This is a genomic window from Sphingobacterium sp. UBA1498 (assembly GCF_002325125.1).
In the GTDB taxonomy this organism is placed as follows: Bacteria; Bacteroidota; Bacteroidia; order Sphingobacteriales; family Sphingobacteriaceae; genus Sphingobacterium.
In genome coordinates, this window is the sequence record NZ_DCRG01000004.1 from 32,127 (window position 1) to 49,783 (window position 17,657).

Genomic DNA, 17,657 nt, shown 5'->3' on the forward strand with positions numbered 1-17,657 from the left:
TCTTTAAATAAGCCTTTGATCGCAATGATTTACGTAAATCGAAGTGTACAGTGAACTCTTACACAATTTTTAACGAAGACAAATGAATAACCTAGCGTCACACAGACATGCATACCAATAAAAGATATACGAATGAATAAAAATTTAAAATTGAAACTATCTCCTATGAAAACAGTCCAAAAATATACACTTATCGCGGTGTTACTTACGATGGCCGTTGCCTGTAAAAAAGATAAGGAAAGCATTGATACCGAAAAACCCACCATCGCCATCGATTCGGAAACGGCTTTCCCAAAACAATGCAGCACAATTAAACGAGGCACAAGTTTTACTTTCCGCAGTAAGCTATCTGATAACGTCGCGCTCGGGAGCTATAGCATTGACGTACACCATAATTTTGACCATCATTCGCATAGCACTGAAATCGGCGAATGTACGGTTGAGGCGATCAAAACGCCCATCAAGCCCTTCACTTTGGTCAAGACAGTTAATATTCCGGGGCAGCCACAGCAATATGATGCCGAATTAAAAATCGATGTGCCAGCAGATATCGATCCGGGTAATTATCATTTTATGATTCAGGTGACTGACTTGGCGGGATGGAGCAGTCAGAAGGGAATCAGCATCCGTATACTCGAGTAATACCATACATATTTATCAACTCAATTTAATTAAATCCATTTTACATGAAAACTAGAAACATTCGCTTCTTCTTCCTGTTAAGTACAATTCTTTTAGGCTTCCTATCGTCCTGTAAGAAAGACAACGATGAAATCCCAGCACTTGCAAAACCCCAGATAGGCACACTTGAAATCGGCAGTGGCAATAACAAAACTGTCCAAGCGGGATCAGATCTTCATCTTGAAGGTGATATTCTTGCCGAAGCACTGATTGCTAAAATCGAAATTGAGGTTCATCAAGAAGGTGGTGGCTCTTATAAGTTCACAAAAGCCTTTACTGACGGTAAATATATCGGCGTAAAAAATGTTACCTTCCATGAACACATTGATGTTCCTGCCGATGCTCCTGCTGGGGCTTATCATTTTCATCTTACAGTCACCGACAAAGCCGGAAATGCGACTACAGCAGAATCAGCATTAACGATTACGGCCGCCGATGTAAAACCGAGCTTTAAACTTGTCTTCACAGAAGTAACTGGAACAGCGCATGGAAACCATTTTCACGATCTAGCTGACAAGAGCAATGCAGAACCCATGACCCTCAACTTCAACGAAAAAGGTCAAGCCCTATCCGGTGGTCATGCGCACCTGCATCCATCCAAAATTTATAAGATTGAATTTAAACAATACGATACATCAGCGCAGGAGATTCAAAATCAGTACATCCTTAATAAGGCTACTGCAGATTACTACAAAGCATTCCTATTAGGCGGATCATTTATTTTAAATCCTAACACCACTGGTGAAAACGGTGCGATATTTCAGACGCGTGAAACAAAATATGCCGATGGAACAACAATTAGTGATGCTACAGAAACAACCGGAATAATCACCTACTTTACCGCCGGCGTCGTCAATGCTGGCGAAAAGCAAGTGCTCTTTGTATTAAGGAAATTAAAAGATGCTTCCACCAAAGCAACCATTACACGCACAGACTGGAACTTGTCAAATTATGAAACCAAGTTTGCAGGTCAAGACCTCGTTAAGCTGTCTTTCGAACTGCATGCAGAGGAAGATTAGTGTCAAGAAAAATACACCTTGTCAGCTTAAGAAAATGACAAGGTGTACCTTTTTACCGTTACTTTAAACTCACATCCAAGTAAACCGAATGACGCCCATAGGTATCATAAAACGGTTTATAAAGCACATCGTCTATATAAAATTCCAATGTTTCTGGGTTTCCTTTAATAGATTTACCAATATCCTTAGCGTCTAAAGTTACTTTACGCCAATCTTTTCTTGCGGTACGTTCCTGAGCCGCCAAGAGAACGGGGCCATAAAATAGGCTTGCGATGTTCGGCTGATCCATAACCGGGTCGAGATGGAAATCGAAGGGCATTTTTAGCTTAACCACATCACCATCTTTCCAGTTACGGTTTATGCTAAGATAAGTTCCAGGATCGGCGGCAATTTTTTGGTCAACTCCATTTATAGTAACGAAAAATCCCTTTGTCGCCCAACTTGGTACCCGAACATGAAGATCGAATTTGCCATTACCGCGTATGGTCAACGATGTATGATCTGCTTTTGGAAAATTTGTCTGTTGTTCAATCCTGATTCCCCGCTCTTTCCATTGCAAAGTAGAAGGGATATACAAATTAACATACAATGATTGATCATCTTTACTTCTAAAATAAATCGTATTCTGCAATTTGGTACTGCTCTCTATAGCCGTCCCATTACAACAGGTGAACCCGTGCATATCTGCATTTCCAAATTGTTTGATTGAACCAGGACGCAAAGGAACATGATAGGTATTTGCTGGACTATTCTCTGCAACGGAAGCTAAGATGTGATTATATAGTCCACGTTCATAGTAATCCATCAGCTCTGCACGCTGATCGAACATAAACAAATCACTCGTCAATTTCAGCATATTATAGGTTGCACAGGTTTCATTTTGGCCCCCTGCAGAAAATCCGTTTTGATATAATGTTGCCGGTTGACTAATGAAACATTCGGCATTGGCCGGATTCCTCGCCCCCGCCACGCCACCAATGCTATACATATAATCGCTGGTGACTTTATACCAAAAATTGTCGGCTACCTTATAGTATTGAGGGTCATTTGATACACGGTATAGCTCCATGCTGCCTACAATTTGTGGGATATGCTGATTGGCGTGCAATCCTCTAAAAGTATCCACATTTTTTGCCAGTCCATGTGTATGTGCTGCATTACCGTAAAACAGATCAATGTTATCAAATAAACGGGCGGTTTTTAAATATTTTTGTTCACCCGTAACACGATACAACCTTGCCATCACTTCGTTCATCCCTCCAAACTCACCTGCGATATAGGTATTCCACATGTTGATTAATGTTTTGGTCGGGATATTGTTTAAACGCGTATACACCCAGTTACCCATGCCTTGTGCGATTTCCAATGCTTTTTTATTTCCGCTTACTTCATAAACATCCATCAGACCGGCCAGGATCTTGTGCAGGGTGTAATAAGGTGCCCAAACCTGGTTCTTCTGCCCCCCATATTTAGCTCCATGTTCAAGCATTATAAACTGGTCGGGAGGATAGGCGCTAATAAATCCAAGTCCCCAGTTCCAATAATCTGTACGAATTCCTTCATCACTCAAATCAGAGTCATACGCTGATTTACCAGGACCAATAGGCACTGCCGCTGGATCAGCGACATATGCCTGCCCCGATTGCTTCGGTACACCCGACAATTTTGACAAAGCGTAAAGTTCATTGATCATCGTATCCATTTTACCCAAAAATTTTACTTGAAGGGCTTTGTCATACCCTGTACTGGCGTAAGCTTGCGCAATTGCTGTTAGGTAATGTCCAGTTGCATGACCTCGTAATTTGATATCCTGGCTATCCCATACATCCAGAGGCCTTGCACCCTTTGGTTGCTTTTGTCCAAAAGCGTGACGAAACATATAAAGAAAAGAATTGGGATCTGATGTAGCCAATGTATCCATAAACTTATCACGGTTTTCAATAAACTTGGTGTGATGATGTCCTTCGTCTACATTAAGAGTCACCTGATCCAAATGGAAGGATTCCAATTTTAAGTTAGGGATGCTAGACTTTATCTTTCCCTTGACACTAACAATTGCTTTTGGTTGAAGATCCGTTCCGGGGATACGTCCAGTTATCGTGTAGGCTGTCTGCTGTAAAACTGTGCTATTATCGGTTGGAGACGGCCATAGCACCCGTACTTTCGGCCCTACCATACCATCTTTATAAGTACCGACGACATAATTAGGCAATCGTGGCAATTCTCCAACCTCCGTTTCTACGCTGACATCTGCGACTCCAATTAAATAAGCATTATACAATTCTGCTTTATTCATCGGAAATCTAGTTAAATCATCCTCGGGCTTGCCTTTGGTGCTTGTATCTTCGTGTACACCTTTCAATGCATTGCCATATATCGTGGCAATCTGGGCTCGACTAAGTGGCACCCGATAGACCCTGAAATCATGGAGCAAAGCATTTAAACTCGAATTGCCGCCCAATAGGGGCTTTCCAATCTGTAATTTCTTTTTGCTTCCCGGCTGTCCAAAAACTGCGCTCAGTTCTTGCGGAATATTTTTGACTTCTCCAACGGGCCTTCCGTCCAAATACGTTTGTAAAGACCCTGTAGTAACATCGACCACAATGGCCAGATGCACCCATTTGTTCAACGGAACCGAAGGAGACGCTGCACTTTTTACTTCAGTCTTCTTTTGAGAAATAACACCCAAATATCCAGCTTTTTGCGCTGTTCCTGTCGGTGTTACTGCAAAATGCCTCGCAAGATCTTGTCCGAAGTCAAAAAGATATTGTTCAGGCTGCGCTGCCCTCAAGTACAACCAGCCTGTTATACTAATAGACTCCAAATCCGAGAGTACTTGCGACGGTAATACGACAAAATCATCTTTTCCCCCGGCTAGAGACAATACCTTTTTAAATTGCTTATCAGCTACAAATAATGCTTTCTCTCCTTGAAATTTACCATGCAGACCATTTCTTGACCAATCTTTTAAATCCCCATCAAAGACATAACGGGCCACCATTCCTGTCTCACCAATTCCATCCAATATCTGATCTCCACCTTGCGCTACCGCGACATCTATCGTTTTGATAAAAATCGTAAAAAGTATTGCGACATGTAATTTATATCTTTTCATAATATTATCTATTTCGTGTATTCATAATCTTCGGTTTACGTATTGCCCGGCACAATTGAGTGTGCTTAGCTACATGACTGACACTCTTCATTGATGTCTCCCTGACATTTATAAAATTAATCACAAAAGCTCATTATATATAGGTTTATTTTAGCCGATATTCTCCCGATTTTAACTAACACTCCTGCTAATAACGCTATCCTCAATTGAAAGAAAGCGCTATAATACCACGTATCCCCAAATACTCGAAGGTATTTTGTATTTTAGATTTGATAAGATATTCTATGGAAAAGCGAAATTCAAAAATTTCGGTGCCAGTTATTGGTCTGGATGGTTTCCGAAAAGAACAGACAGCAGGACGGGAAGAACTCCTATTTAACGAACTCCATGGCGAACGGCTTATCGAAAAACCGCATAAGCATGATTTTTTTATCATTAATCTGTTCCATAAAGCTTCTGGCGTACATACCATCGATTCTATCGACTATAGGATAAAAGATCATCAGGTCCATATTCTCTTTCCAGGCCAAATGCACAAGTGGCATATCTATGCCGATACTATAGCTTACCAACTCATGATTGAGCGCCCTCTCTTTGAACATTTTGCACCTTTTTTTCGCTTTTCTTTTACCAATTATCAAAACCATCCTGTCATTGATCTCTCTGCAGATTCCTTTGCACAATTACTTTATGAATTTGAATCCGTCAAACAAGAATTGAAAAGAGAAAACTCACTTATTCCTTTAATTAGTGCCCGAGCGGGCGTCATTGCCGCGATTGTAAGTCGAGAAGCAGAGTCTGCGTTCACCGAATTCAAGGTTTATCAATCTGTTCCGCGACTTGCTAAATTTAATATGCTCATTGACGAATTCTTCAGGGAACAGAAAATGGTTGCATTTTATGCCGAAAAACTTAATATTTCACCTAATTATCTTAATATTCTATGTAAAAAGCATTTAAAAATATCAGCTACACAGCTTATCCACCAACGAATAAACATTGAAGCAAAACGGCTCTTACAAAGCTCCGAACGATCCATCAAAGAAATTGCCTTTGAGTTGGGATTCGCAGATCAAGCTTATTTTTCGAATTTCTTTAAACTGCAGATAGGTACCAGTCCCAGTGACTTTAGAGACAATCGTCAAGCGGGGGAGACAATAAGTTTGTTAAGAAGAAAATGAAAAATAGATAAATTACACAAGAAATGGCAGATATCTCCCAGCAAAAATAGCACGACAGTCCTATAGGTTTGTAACCTACAATACCAGATGCTTTTTTTAGACAACTATGCGCTTATGAAATCAATGGCCTTTACCCGCAAGGAATTTATTAGAAACTCTACGTTAGCACTTGCGGGTTCGACACTTATACCAGCAATGTTATTTGCAGAAAACCGACATAAAATGGTGAACCAAAACCTATTGAGCGACTCCGCGATGCAAAAAAACTATACATTAAAAAATGTGTTGCTAGAAACGGGCTTTGAGTACGATACTGGTGGCCATGTGATTTCAACAACGACAGGCCTATTTTCTATTCAGATTGCTAACGGGAAGATCAAGGCTATAAGTTGCAATATTAATGCTTCCGATGCTATCGACGCAAAAGGGCTTTTGATGCTACCCTCTTTCCACGATATGCACATCCATTTGGACAAAACCTATTATGGTGACAAGTGGCAGGCAGTAAGGCAAAGGGCCGGAGGTGTAAAAGGCATGATTGCCCTCGAACAGAAAATTCTGCCCGAACTATTAAAAAATGCAACCTATAAAGCAGAAAAGCTGATCGAACTATTGCAAGGTAATGGTACTACTTTCGCACGCAGTCATGTTAATATCGAACCGACATCCAAACTAGACGCTTTAAGTAAGCTACAACTGGCACTGGAAAACAAGAAAGACGGATTCGGGGCTGAACTGGTTGCTTTTCCGCAGCACGGTGTATACTATACTGACTCGGTGCCCTACCTTAAGGAAGCCGCCAAAACCAATATTGATTTTATCGGTGGAGTCGACCCATTTTCCATTGATGGGGCTATTGAAAAAACAATGGATTTTACGGTTCAGCTGGCATTAGATCATAACAAGGGAATTGACATTCATTTGCACGAATCGGGTGAATCAGGCTTGAAAACCGTAGAGTACTTAATTAACAAAGTGAACGAGAATCCAGTTCTTAAAGGTAAGACCTACATCAGCCATTGTTTTGTATTGGGTCGATTGGAAAAATCCAAACAACAAGAAATGGCAGAAAAACTTTGCGACGCACAAATTGGCATTATTTCTACAATTCCATTCGGTGGATTAATTATGCCAATCCCAACCTTACTAGAGAACAACGTTGAAGTGATGACGGGAAATGACAGTATTGTAGACCATTGGAACACATTTGGTACGGGTAGTGTCTTACAAAAAGCCAATCTTGCGGCTCAGGTTTATGGCCAAACAACTGAATTTGGCTTATCTCGCATGCTCAAGCTTGCCACTGCTGGTCCCACTCCTTTGGACGACAAAGGCAATATGCAATGGCCCAAAGTCGGAGATAGTGCAGATATTGCCTTACTCGAAGCCAGCTGTTCCGCAGAAGCAGTTTCAAGAATATCTCCAGTGAAATCGCTGATCTATAAAGGAAATATTGTCTTCTAGTTGGAAGGCAGTATTTCCTTTATAGATCCTACGCTCGGCCGCCTATTTATTTCTTAAAACGTTTTATAATCCACGGTTCAATACGATCACTTAAGAAATAAGCAAGTGCTAGCATCAGCATTACAACAGCCGAAAGGAGCACGTATTTATTGATATACGGATAGAGCTGATTAAAAATGATAAACCCTATATGCTGGTGGATTAAATACAGGGGATAGGTCAACATGCCAATTTTAACAAACTTGGACGAATTAATAAACTGAAGTTTTTTACAGGAAACCAGTAACATAAGTAAGTAAAACACGACAATGGCGGTCCCAATGATATAAGGAGAAAAATCACTATGAAAAGTACGCTCCAGCCAGTGAATTCGACCAATAGCGCTGTCGATCGAAATGTACAAGCACCAAAGTAGGGCGATCATATGCTTTATTTTTACTCCATGCAAAAAAATTTGGCAACATATAATTCCCGCAATAAAGTAGGCACTCCAATCGAGTAAAAAAAACTCGTGGAGTCCATCATACATTTCGGACGGTCCGAAAAAAAAACGTAGACTCGACAATAACAGCCAAAAATAAACCAGGTAATCTAATCCTACTCTTTTAAATTGATTTAGAATCAGGAATAAGACTATGATCAGGTAAAATTTCAACTCAACATAAAGTGACCAGTAGGCACCATCTACATCGCCTTGTCCCCATAATTTCTGCGTCATCGTCAGATTGGCCAGTAGCTGACTAAATGTTACATAATAACGCGGCGCGCCAAAAAAATAGGTAATCACAAAGGTCAGCAGCAAGCAAATCCAATACATTGGGTACAAGCGTTTAAATCGAGAATAGCAGAATTTACGCAACGATAGATGCTTGATCGAGAAAGCGATCACAAAACCGCTGATGATAAAAAATAGGTCGACGCCCAGATAACCATATTTGACATAGTCACCAATGCCATCAAAACGTAAAAGAGACATATTTCCAGCAGCAGCCCCGCGATACATATAATGATAAAACACTACTGCTGATGCTGCAATAAATCGAAACAGATCGATTTGATAAATTCTTTTGGACTCCAACATTTGGCTGCAAATATACGCGGTTTCTGACAGATTTTCAGACCTCGTTAAGGCGGCTTATATTAAAAATATTACCTAAAATTTTCTAAAAAAAGGGTATAAACTATTTCTTGTAACACAGAAGCTCATATTTCATATTTTTCTAAATATACATCACAACATTATTATCCATCGAAAACCTAATTTTCCGATGATCTCCACATTATCAGAAACTTAATTATATTTGAAAAAAAATCTGAATGAACCGAATTTACTTACTCTTCTTTACCACTTTCTTTTTGTTATCTTCCCACTATGTATTTTCACAAAGTACAGGCTTAGATAAAGTCAACAAACAGCTTGAAACAGTTAGTGGTGATTCTGCACGCATATTAGTCTATTACAAAGTCGCATCAGAAATTTATAAGAGTACTCCTCAAGACGCACAGGAGATTGTATCCAAGGGACTAGATCTGGCGGAAACAAAGAAATTTGAGGCATTGGCAATTGACCTGCTCAACCTCCAAGGAGTTATTTACCTGAAATTAAACAACTTTGACGAAAGTATTAAAACCCACTTTAGGGTGCTCAAAAGACGAGAAGAGCGAAATGACAAAAAGGGGATGATGCTTTCTTTCTTGAATATTGGCAATGTATTCAATAAGAGTTATGATCCAGAACAAGCCTTAAAATATTACCAACGCGCATTAGATCTGGCCAAAGAAATTCATGATATTCGAAATCGTGCAAACATATCGACCAATATAGGCAATATTTATGCGCAGAAAGCACTCAATGGTGAGCAAAAGAAAGATGTATCCAATGCGATCGATTATTTAGTTAAAACAGTTGAATTCTGTAAAGCAAACGCCCCTGAGGTTGACCTGTTCAATACCTACATTTTATTGAGCTACCTTTACCTAAAAGCAGACAAACTCGAATGGAGCACATACTATACCGATCTTGCCATCGACATTACTTCAAAGAAAAAAGATCCCGTAGGTGAAAGTTATGCCAGGATCAATCGTGCAAATATCTACGTTAAAGAAAAACGCTTTGATTTGGCTACACAAGAAGTTACCCTCATTAAAAGCATCATTGCTAAAAGTGGGCTTAGCAATCTAACTGAAGAACTTCAAGGTGATTTTGATAAAATAGCGAAGGCTGTTAAAGAGCAAGATGAACATTTAATTCTCAGCGATCAAGATAGTTCGGATCGAAAGTTCCATGAAGATGCTGAGGTCTTACGTGTAAGAATTAGGGAAGAACTTCGGGAGAAATATGAAAGCGAAAAGAAAGAGCTCGAAAATAAAAATCTAATATTGGAAAACGCTTCCATCGAACGTGAAGCACATTGGGTAAAATTGATGTGGCTGGCCACCTTTTTTGTTCTATTAATCTTTTTTGTGTTGGTTCTGCTATTGGTCAAAAAGAACCGGTTATTACGGAAAGAAAAACAAAAGGTCGATGATCAAGCTGCTGAGATCAGGCATCAACATGAAGAACTGGTTCAGGCAGACCGATTTCGATCTACTATATTTTCCGTCGTATCCCATGATCTTCGAAGTCCTTTATCAACTTTTCAAGCGCTACTTTCTGTATCAAAAATTGTCGATCTTCCAGCTCACGAAATCAAAAGCATGTTAATTACTATTGGTAATCAAGTCACTACAGCGTCCAAAATGCTCGACAGTTTACTCGTTTGGTCTTCACAGCAGATGGCGAATGAAAAGCTTGACATGCAGGAAATTGTACCATTTCAAATTGTAAAAGAATGTGAGGAATTGTTCATTGATCGGATTAATCTAAAAAATTTAGTTATAGATGTCCGTATTTCCCCGCAATTGACCATTCGTAGTGATCTTAAACGATTTGAATTTATCATTCGAAATATCTTCAACAACGCAATCAAATTTAGCTTTAGTGGCAAATCCATTGTTTTTAATCAGCGTGAAACCGATAGTGAAGTTCTTATATCGATTACAGATCAGGGTGTAGGAATGGACGAGCGAAAAATTACCGCACTTAAAAGTATGCAGAAACAACAAACTAGTTTAGAAGGCACATTTGAAGAAAAGGGTGCTGGTATCGGTTTAATGCTCTGTCATGAGTTTGCAAACCGAATGGGCTACTCGATTACAGTGGAGAGCAGCGAAGGTTTTGGAAGTACGTTTACCCTTCATATCCCTAAATAGCATTCTGCNNGCAGAATGCTATTTAGGGATAGTTAAGAGCCTTTAACAATTCTTTTCAAATACTCTCCATAACCTGACTTACAGAGTGGCGCAGAAATTTTCAGTAGCTGCTGCTTATCAATGTAACCCATTCTGTAGGCAACTTCTTCTATTGCTCCTATTTTCATTCCTTGCCGCTCCTCTATCACTTGCACAAATTGGCCTGCTTGCATGAGAGACTGGATCGTTCCGGTATCCAACCAAGCTGTACCACGATCAAAAATGCCGACCTTTAATTTACCGCGGCGTAGATACTCTTTATTGATATCTGTTATCTCCAGTTCGCCACGGGGGGAAGGTGCTATATTTTTTGCGATACTAACCACTTCGTTATCATAAAAATAAATTCCCGGAACAGCATAATTTGATTTCGGTAATTGCGGCTTCTCTTCAATAGAAATCACATTATTTGTTTCATCAAATTCGACGACTCCATACCGTTCCGGATCCTGCACTGGATAGGCGAAGACCACTCCGCCATCAGGGTTTGAAGAAGACTGCAATAGCTTTGAAAGTCCAGAGCTGTAAAATATATTATCCCCTAAAATCAGGGCTACTTTATCATCACCAATAAATTCTTCTCCCAGCAAAAATGCCTGTGCAAGCCCGTCTGGACTAGGTTGCTCCTTATATTCAAAACGGCACCCTAATTGTGATCCATCGCCTAATAACTTTTTAAAGTTAGGTAGATCCTGTGGAGTGGATATAATCAAAATTTCACGTATTCCAGCCAGCATCAAGGTAGACAACGGATAATATATCATGGGTTTATCATATACGGGCATCAATTGTTTACTTACAGCAAGCGTCAGCGGATGCAATCGCGTGCCTGAGCCGCCAGCCAATATAATTCCTTTCATTTTAATGTTATTTAGGGAAGAAGACTTTACGATACTAATGTCGACAAAGCCTCCTGTTATCGTCAATCTATTTATCTTTAAATTCTTCAGTAAGCATGTTGCCCAAACTTATTTTCCAGTCAGGAACTTGTATTCCAAACGTATTTCTTATTTTTGATTTATCAAGCAAGGAATACATCGGCCTACGAGCAGGCGTCGGATATGCAGTGGTTCGAATTGACCTGACTTCACAGTCGAACGCACGGAAGTCACGTATTGCTACAGCAAAGTCATACCACGAAATTTCGCCTTCGTTACTATAGTGGTAAATACCAGCTTTCCATTCGGCAGAATCCAAAACTTTCAAAATTACTAGGCCTAGATCTTTTGCATAAGTGGGACTCCCTATTTGATCGCTGATTACGTTAACTTCATGTCGCTCGGTCATTAGGCGACACATGGTTTTTACAAAGTTTTTACCGTAGGAGGAATACACCCAGGAAGTCCGTATAATGATTGCTTCAGGATGCCATTTCTGAATGGCCAGTTCCCCTGCAAGCTTAGTTTGTCCATATACGTTGATGGGATTAGTGGTCGCATGCTCAGTCAAAGGAGAAGCAGATGATCCATCGAAAACGTAATCTGTAGAAATAGCTATAAGTTTGGCATTATGGATACGGCAGTATTGAGCAATCTCTTCACAAGCTAAATGGTTGACCAAATTTGCCATAACCTGATCCGTCTCAGCTTTATCCACCGCTGTGTATGCTCCTGCATGAATAATCAAATCGGGTTGATACATCCCCAAAATTTGCTGTATGATCTGAATTTGATCCAATGGCAATTGCTTTCGATCTAAGAAATAACACTCATCTACTGTATTATACAGTAAAAGATCTTTTAGTTCCGAACCAAGTTGACCTGAAGCTCCTGTTATCACAATTCGCATATCATCTAAATTAATTTCAGGCGCAATTTTTCAAAAGATTGTGCTTCCTGATCCTTTTGTGAGAGAATCATTTCTTCATGGGGTATTTGCCAGTCTATAGCCAATTCAAAATCTAATGGATTTACGCCATCTTCCGATTCTTTGTGATAGTTATTATCACATTTATAGAAAAAAACTGCATGTTCTGATAATACAGAGAAGCCATGTAAAAAACCTCTCGGAACAAATAGCTGTTTTCTATTTTCAGCTGAAAGCTCCACAGTAATATGTTGTCCAAAGGTGCTTGATCCTGGACGAACATCGACAGCAACATCCAGCACTTTTCCTTCCACGACTCGAACCAACTTAGCCTGAGCATGATCGCCGGCCTGTAAATGTAGCCCCCTCACGACACCAAACTGTGATTTGGATTGATTGTCTTGCACAAAATGAGGTTTATAACCAAGTATTGCTGTTAGCTTTGTCTCATTAAATGACTCAAAAAAATAACCTCTTTCGTCTTCATAAACTGTCGGTTCAAGTATAAAACATCCTTTCAGTTTTGTCTCCGTATACCTCATGCTTATGCGTCTTTATATTGATTGTCATAATATTTTTTATAATCGCCCGATGTCACATGCTCCAGCCATTCCTGATTAGATAAGAACCAATCTATCGTCCGCGACAAACCTTCTTCAAAAGTTACTGAAGGATACCATCCCAATTCCTTATTGATCTTGGTTGCATCAATTGCATAACGCAAATCGTGTCCGGGACGGTCTTTAACAAAAGTAATTAATTGCATCGAAGAGTCTTCTTCACGTCCCAATTTCTCGTCCATTTGTTTACATAGCTCTTTGATCAGATCTATATTTTGCCACTCATTGAATCCACCTACATTATAAGAGTCACCATTTTTACCCTCATGAAAAACGAGATCGATAGCTTTTGCGTGATCAATCACATATAACCAATCGCGGGTATATTTTCCATCACCATAAACCGGGAGAGGCTTATTATTTAAAATATTGTGAATGCAAAGAGGAATCAATTTCTCCGGGAAATGATTAGGTCCATAATTGTTTGAACAGTTTGTTAAAACAATAGGTAAACCGTAAGTATCATGATAAGCCCGGACAAAATGATCCGAACTAGCCTTCGAAGCGGAATATGGTGAATGGGGCTCATATTTTGTTTCTTCCGTAAAAAATCCCGTATCGCCAAGCGCACCAAATACCTCATCGGTAGATACGTGATGAAAACGTTTCCCTTCAAAATTATTCTTCCAAATTGCATTGGCTGCATTCAATAAATTGACAGTTCCAATCACGTTGGTCATCACGAAAGCCGTTGGATCAACAATCGAACGGTCAACATGAGACTCCGCTGCCAGATGGATAACTCCATCCGGCTGATATTTTTGAAAAATATCCAAAATGAGCTGCTGATCCGTAATATCTGCTTTAACAAAAGTATAATTTGGTAAGTGCTCGATATCTTTTAAATTCTCTAGATTGCCGGCATAGGTCAATGCATCCAGATTGATAATTTGATATTCTGGATACTTCAGCACAAACTCACGTACAACATGTGAACCTATAAATCCGGCCCCCCCGGTAATTAAAACTGTTTTATTCATATAATGACTCTCGATAGTTTAGACCATTCGCCTACAAGTGATAACTTCGCTAAATAGTTCGTTAAAATTAGGATGATTTTTGAGAATTGACAAGTTTTAATCCATAAGTAAACCGAATAAATCAAAAAAGCTCTCAATAAGAGAGCTTTTTTGATATCGTATCAGCAAACTAAAATGTTAACTGCCTAAAATAAAATTTACAACACATTCTTTACCAATGAATATACGGGTACCTCTATGGGTTCCCCATGAACTAATTCGATTTCTTTCTTATCCGCGACCGTGTCCAACACTTCATATTCCGAATTCTGAGATTTAAACTCTGGGACTACTTCCTTCATCGCAGCGACAAGGCCCATAAAATCGGGCAGCAGTGTATCGGCATCCAAAATCTGTTGGCAGATGGCATTAATACGATCCGCTTTAAGTGAAAGTTCATCATGATTTACTTTTGCGATCATGATTTTTGGATGATGTGTTTTCACAGTATTTTCATTGTTTGCCAAAAGTTCTTCATAAATCTTTTCTCCGGGGCGCAATCCTACAATTTTGATGTCAATATCCTCAGGGTAACGGTACCCCTTTAATTTGATCATCCGTTTGGCCAAATCGATTATTTTAACAGACTTGCCCATATCGAATACAAAAATCTCACCTCCTTTCCCCATCACACCCGCTTCTTGAACGAGTTGACAAGCTTCAGGAATAGTCATAAAGAAACGCGTGATGTCTGGATGAGTTAACGTCAACGGACCTCCCTCAGCCATCTGCTTTTCAAATAACGGTATAACCGAACCATTTGACCCGAGTACATTACCAAACCGAGTGATAATAAAGCTTGTATCAGACTTACCGCTACAACTACTCACATAAATCTCAGCCATACGTTTGGTGGCTCCCATAACATTGGTGGGGTTTACCGCTTTATCTGTGGATACCATGACCATCTTTTTTGTACCATATCGCATACAGAGATCCGCAACGATTTTACTCCCTAATACATTAGTTTGGATGGACTCGTAAGGATTAGCTTCCATCAACGGCACATGTTTATAAGCCGCTGCATGGAACACCAAATCAGGTTTATACTCGTCAAATATCCGTTGCATAAATGCAAAATTCCGTACATCCCCAACAACGCAATGCAAATGCTCTGCAAAGGTAGCCTTAATAGATTGCTGTACATCATAAATTGCGGACTCTGCTTGATCAAGAAGTATCAACTTCTTATAATGTCTTCTTGCAATCTGTCGAGCTAATTCCGAACCAATAGATCCAGCTGCGCCTGTTACTAAAATAACTTTACCACGCATTTCGTCTTCAATTTCTGGATGATCTAACTTAATGGGTTTACGCCCCAATAGATCTTCTATCTTTAACGGCCGAATTTCACGTTTGGCGCCGGAGTTAAGTAATATCCGGGCTGGTGGCATTATTTTCAGCTCAAGCCCAAGATTTTGAAACCAATCTGAGACGTATTCCAGCCGTTCGGGATCGTTATTTTCAACCGCAATGATTACCTGAGTAATCTGGCATTTCTCCACATATTCTTTCGTAATTTCGGTAATATCTTTAATTTTTAAACCTGCCAAGCGCTTACCTATCCGTGATATTTTATCTTCGACAAAAGCGACCACCTGATACTTCGTCCGCTGGTCTTCTTTTAAGAGAGAAAACGATACTAGCCCTGGTCTAGAAGCACCAAATATCAACACATTCTCCCCTTTCCTACCCGGCAAAAAAAGATATTCATAGATAGTCCGATAGATTACACGCGCCCCCACCATAATGACCAGCAAAATTGTAGCCTGCATAGTCAATACGCCATACGACAATCTAAGATAATCTCCCGCCAAGGTTCCTTTATCAAAGATAGTTTTGATTATAAACGTGAAAATCATCAACAGGATATAGGCGGATCCCACCGTTTTAAATATTTTAATAGTGTCACGAATGCCTGTTTGTCGAACAATTCCTCGAAAGGTGTCGTAACACAAGAACATCAAGAGGTAAATTGGCAATATAACGACAACTTTTTTTAACATCAATTCGATATCAAATACTCCCTTGAAGTTGTTGACCACATAATTAGAAAACACATAGCTTGCAAACACAAACCACATGTCGATCATTAAAATGACCCATCTTGGATTGTCCTTTCTCAGGCGCCTTCTTAAATCTCCTAGAGAACCCATCATAGCTTTTCTCTTATTTTATTAAAATGTTACTGACCGTGTCTGCGACAAACGGACACTATCTGATATGGCTTTGTTATAATATTTTATAAAGGAAATGCAAGATAGTTAAATTTTCGCACTCAAATTGCTCCTACGATAAAATATCATTAAAAAGAACCCTATTCATTCGATCAATTTATCATCGTGGACTAAGCAACTATTATACCGAAACTGTTACATTCAAAAAATAATAACATGAATAGATTCTAATTCATAGAACAGCGCATCATATTTAACAGATTAGACTTACAAAAAATAATTCTCTAACATCACTTGTCGGAAATTTATAGCATACCATTCGACCTTATGCATATCAATATAATTATTGGCATATTGTTTGCATGAGGTACCTCGTAGTCATGGAAAGGAATTTGTAATTTACCCTTCACCTTATATAGCTTGAAACGCCACTCCTTTACTGCACTATTTGCACAACAAAAATAAGATTTGCATCATGGGATTTTTTAGTAATTTGTTTGGGAAAAAGACTTCATCAATCCGCTCTTTAGCGCAGTTGGAATTTTTAGAAGTAGACATGCACAACCACCTGTTACCAGGTATTGATGATGGAAGTAATTCTGTGCAACAATCCTTACATTATATCCAGGAGCTGCAGCGTTTAGGCCTTAAAAAGTTTATCTGTACCCCACATATCATGGCCGGCGTACATCAAAACACCAAGTTTAGTATTGAACACGCGAAAGATTCACTGGTGGCGGGATTAAAGAAATCTGGCAATGATGTGGATATATTCGGCGCAGCTGAACATATGATTGATGAAAATCTTTCTTTATTGATCCGTGAAAATGAGCTCTGCGTGATGCCAGGCGGTTATGTATTGATTGAAATGTCTTATCTATCCGAATCGAAAGCTTTGTTTCATACCATCTTAAATATTCAAAAATTAGGTTACAAACCTATTCTAGCTCATCCTGAACGTTATAATTATTACCATAGCAACTTTAACATTTATAAGCAGATCAAAGATGCAGGCTGCTTACTCCAGTTAAATCTACTTTCCTTGAGCCGATACTATGGGGTCGATGTTAAAGCCATCGCGATGACCCTATTGAAATCCGGTATGTATGATTTTGTCGGTACCGACCTCCATCATCAACGCCATCTTGATGCTTTAAAAAATATAGTTGAAAAATACCCCATTCGTGAGATGTTAAGAACTTCACCCATCTTAAATGAAACACTTCTTGATCATATCGATCAGCATAAAGGTCAAGTGATCGCTGTATAATCAGCAGATACAAT

13 protein-coding genes are annotated in these 17,657 nt (G+C 39.4%); 6 read left to right on the top strand and 7 right to left on the bottom strand.

The genetic code is table 11. The features are described 5' to 3' along the window. The first annotated feature begins 165 nt into the window (after positions 1–165). Both B3139_RS03110 and B3139_RS03115 read left to right on the top strand, forming a co-directional pair. Complete coding sequence (locus tag B3139_RS03110) at positions 166–642, top strand: DUF4625 domain-containing protein (RefSeq protein WP_293879680.1); 477 nt, start codon at positions 166–168, stop codon at positions 640–642. A gap of 44 nt (positions 643–686) precedes the next feature. Continuing rightward, complete coding sequence (locus tag B3139_RS03115) at positions 687–1,700, top strand: DUF4625 domain-containing protein (protein WP_293879681.1); 1,014 nt, start codon at positions 687–689, stop codon at positions 1,698–1,700. A gap of 58 nt (positions 1,701–1,758) precedes the next feature. Here B3139_RS03115 and B3139_RS03120 read toward each other — a convergent pair whose 3' ends face one another. Continuing rightward, on the bottom strand, positions 1,759–4,815 hold the full coding sequence (locus B3139_RS03120; protein WP_293879682.1) for a beta-L-arabinofuranosidase domain-containing protein: 3,057 nt from the start codon (positions 4,813–4,815) through the stop codon (positions 1,759–1,761). A gap of 284 nt (positions 4,816–5,099) precedes the next feature. Here B3139_RS03120 and B3139_RS03125 point away from each other — a divergent pair, with 284 nt between their 5' ends. Both B3139_RS03125 and B3139_RS03130 read left to right on the top strand, forming a co-directional pair. Then, positions 5,100–5,996 (top strand): helix-turn-helix domain-containing protein, encoded by an 897-nt coding sequence (locus B3139_RS03125; protein ID WP_293879683.1) that lies wholly within the window; start codon positions 5,100–5,102, stop codon positions 5,994–5,996. A 114-nt stretch (positions 5,997–6,110) separates the two neighbouring features. After that, a complete protein-coding gene (locus B3139_RS03130) occupies positions 6,111–7,460 on the top strand; it encodes an amidohydrolase (RefSeq protein WP_293879684.1) in 1,350 nt (449 codons plus the stop codon). Positions 7,461–7,506: 46 nt separating this feature from the next. Here the strand turns inward: B3139_RS03130 and B3139_RS03135 are convergent, their stop codons facing one another. Then, on the bottom strand, positions 7,507–8,541 hold the full coding sequence (locus B3139_RS03135; protein ID WP_293879685.1) for an acyltransferase family protein: 1,035 nt from the start codon (positions 8,539–8,541) through the stop codon (positions 7,507–7,509). Between the two features lie 236 nt (positions 8,542–8,777). Between B3139_RS03135 and B3139_RS03140 the strand changes: the two genes are divergently transcribed. Then, positions 8,778–10,712, top strand: a complete 1,935-nt coding sequence (locus B3139_RS03140) for a tetratricopeptide repeat-containing sensor histidine kinase (protein WP_293879686.1) — start codon at positions 8,778–8,780, stop codon at positions 10,710–10,712. Positions 10,713–10,744: 32 nt separating this feature from the next. On the opposite strand, the gene rfbA is transcribed toward B3139_RS03140, so the two are convergent. The 5 genes from rfbA to B3139_RS03165 all read right to left on the bottom strand — a co-directional run bounded on the left by rfbA (position 10,745) and on the right by B3139_RS03165 (position 16,355). Further along, positions 10,745–11,611, bottom strand: a complete 867-nt coding sequence (gene rfbA, locus B3139_RS03145) for a glucose-1-phosphate thymidylyltransferase RfbA (protein ID WP_293879687.1) — start codon at positions 11,609–11,611, stop codon at positions 10,745–10,747. 67 nt (positions 11,612–11,678) lie between these two features. Next, positions 11,679–12,539: a dTDP-4-dehydrorhamnose reductase gene (gene rfbD / locus B3139_RS03150; protein ID WP_293879688.1), complete on the bottom strand. Its 861-nt coding sequence runs from the start codon at positions 12,537–12,539 to the stop codon at positions 11,679–11,681. A 5-nt stretch (positions 12,540–12,544) separates the two neighbouring features. Beyond that, positions 12,545–13,099, bottom strand: a complete 555-nt coding sequence (gene rfbC, locus B3139_RS03155; RefSeq protein WP_293879689.1) for a dTDP-4-dehydrorhamnose 3,5-epimerase — start codon at positions 13,097–13,099, stop codon at positions 12,545–12,547. A 2-nt stretch (positions 13,100–13,101) separates the two neighbouring features. Beyond that, entirely contained in the window at positions 13,102–14,157 is a 1,056-nt protein-coding gene (gene rfbB / locus B3139_RS03160) for a dTDP-glucose 4,6-dehydratase (RefSeq protein WP_293879690.1), read from the bottom strand. A gap of 197 nt (positions 14,158–14,354) precedes the next feature. Further along, positions 14,355–16,355 carry a polysaccharide biosynthesis protein gene (locus B3139_RS03165; protein WP_293879691.1) on the bottom strand — a complete coding sequence of 667 codons (2,001 nt, stop codon included), beginning with the start codon at positions 16,353–16,355 and terminating at the stop codon, positions 14,355–14,357. A 493-nt stretch (positions 16,356–16,848) separates the two neighbouring features. On the opposite strand from B3139_RS03165, the gene B3139_RS03170 reads away from it, so the two are divergent. Next, positions 16,849–17,643: a tyrosine-protein phosphatase gene (locus B3139_RS03170; RefSeq protein ID WP_209579406.1), complete on the top strand. Its 795-nt coding sequence runs from the start codon at positions 16,849–16,851 to the stop codon at positions 17,641–17,643. Positions 17,644–17,657 lie beyond the last annotated feature (14 nt).